This is a genomic window from Methanolacinia paynteri (assembly GCF_000784355.1).
GTDB lineage: Archaea > Halobacteriota > Methanomicrobia > Methanomicrobiales > Methanomicrobiaceae > Methanolacinia > Methanolacinia paynteri.
In genome coordinates this window covers 1-1824 of record NZ_KN360937.1, presented here as the reverse complement: position 1 = coordinate 1824, position 1824 = coordinate 1, and the positions used below count along the sequence as shown (strand labels likewise).

Sequence of the window (1824 nt, the reverse complement as noted above, 5' to 3'; positions counted from 1 at the left end):
GCGGCCTTTCATAGTCAGGCGGGGATCTGCGAGGCTGCCTGTTCCGTCCTCTCTCCCCGCCGGAACAACAGTTCTCTTAACTTCGCCATCCAGGATACGGGGTGTCACCCGGAGAATCGCTATCCTCGAATATTTCTCCGAGGCCGAGAGCCCGTATTCGACCGCCATGTGCAGGCTCTTTTCGTCGGGTTCTACCAGCGGAACTTCGGCGACCTCCGCATAATACCTCGAGTCCTGCCTGTTCTGCGAGCCCTTCGCCTCCGTGTCGTCGCCCGCGATGATGAGGACGCCCTTCCTCAGTCCCTGTGTCGTGGTAATTACGAGTGGGTCGGCGAGTGCGTTCATCCCGGCGTTCTTGACGATCATGACAGATCTCTTTCCCGCGAGCGAGTCGCCGATCGCGTACTCGAGTGCGGTCTTCTCGTTGATCACGAACTCCGCTCCGGTCTTGTCCCCGAGCGACGTCACCGGGTAGCCGGGGACGGTATAGACGGTATCGGCTGAGACCGCGATTGAGGCGACGATGAGGTCTTCGCCGGTCATTATTTTCATCACTCGTCCCTCCCGGGGGTGAGGTCGCAGCCCGTGCATGCAACACACATTGTCATTGCTTTTGCCGGGTCGAGTCCGTTCTCTTTCAGCCGGGCTTTATGGTATTCGAAGATGTTCATGATTCGTTCCGCCGAAGGACGGGGGAAGTCACTGAGTTCCGCCTTCGGGTTCAGCGGTCTGATTACCGGGATGATACCCGCTTCGCAGAGTTCCTTTATGCAGGTCTTCATCTCGTCATCGGTTTCCCCGAGGCCGAGAATGATGTTTGAGAAGACATGGTTCTTACCGAATAATTCGACAGACTCCTTCAGCGCCGCGAGTATCCGGTTCCTGTCCTGTCCGGGGCACATCTCAGAAAAGAGTTCGGGTGTTGCGGCTTCGAGATTGAATTTGACCTCCGCGACGCCGAGGTCGTGAAGCCTTCCGGGAGTTCCCGGCAGAGGATAGGTAGAGACCCCGACCGGGAGACTGAATTTCTTTACCTTCCTGATGATTTCGAGAACCCTTTCCTCGTCCTCTTCAGGAGATCCGATGACGCCGGATGTCAGGGATATGCAGTCGATATCGTCTGCGACCTCTTCGATCATCGAAACCACTTCTTCCGGGGTCTTGATCTTCTGCTCCTGGAAGGGAACGTTGCAGTAACGGCATTTGAAGATGCAGCCCTCGCTTATCGTTATGTAGGCCTGCCGGGGGCAGTGGAGTGCGACAGGTTCGATTACTCCTTCCTGTATGATGTCGCCGAAATGGAGGACCGCATTCCCGTCGCCGATATGCTCGATCGTTACCTTGCTGCCATTATCAATCGAAAGTCTGACGAGTATTCCGTCAAACGAAAAAAAAACCGAACCCGTGCCACCTGCACCCGGTCCTGCGTGTGATCCGTCCGAAAGATCGACTGGCATGCCTGTGACCCTTGCGGTTCCAACTTCGAGCAGTGCGGCCTTGAGTCCGGTCCTGTTCATATGCTGAGCGCCTCCTCGTAGCGGGTGTAATACGGGATGGCAGCGGCGGCGCCGATAATTCCGCGGCCTTCGATCCTGATATCGAGATATTTCCTTATCTTATCGAGATCGGCCATAGTAACCTCTCCTGCCTTGACGGACTTACCGTATCCTTCAAGCGGGGACGGGTCGAATCCCCTGAAGATGGCAAGACCGGTTTCGTCGGAGAGTGTGTACTTTTCGACGAGTTTTTGGAATGAATCGATCAGCTGCTCCGGCCTGTCGGTGGCAAATTCGCATGCGAGCGCCACACAGTTCTTCGTCCTGT

The 1824-nt window shown here is 56.1% G+C and carries 1 protein-coding gene and 2 pseudogenes; all 3 read right to left on the bottom strand.

Translation table 11 applies throughout. The features are described from left to right. Positions 1-552, bottom strand: a pseudogene (locus METPAY_RS09640) (thiamine pyrophosphate-dependent enzyme); the annotation flags it as partial. Further along, complete coding sequence (locus METPAY_RS09635; protein WP_048151878.1) at positions 552-1517, bottom strand: radical SAM protein; 966 nt, start codon at positions 1515-1517, stop codon at positions 552-554. The gene METPAY_RS09635 and the pseudogene METPAY_RS09640, both read right to left, overlap by 1 nt. Further along, positions 1514-1824, bottom strand: a pseudogene (locus METPAY_RS15150) (methanogenesis marker protein 11); the annotation flags it as partial. The gene METPAY_RS09635 and the pseudogene METPAY_RS15150, both read right to left, overlap by 4 nt.

Bases quoted from the DNA above. Each gene is read 5' to 3' on its own strand.
- METPAY_RS09635 (WP_048151878.1), bottom strand. From the start codon at position 1,517: ATGAACAGGACCGGACTCAAGGCCGCACTGCTCGAAGTTGGAACCGCA.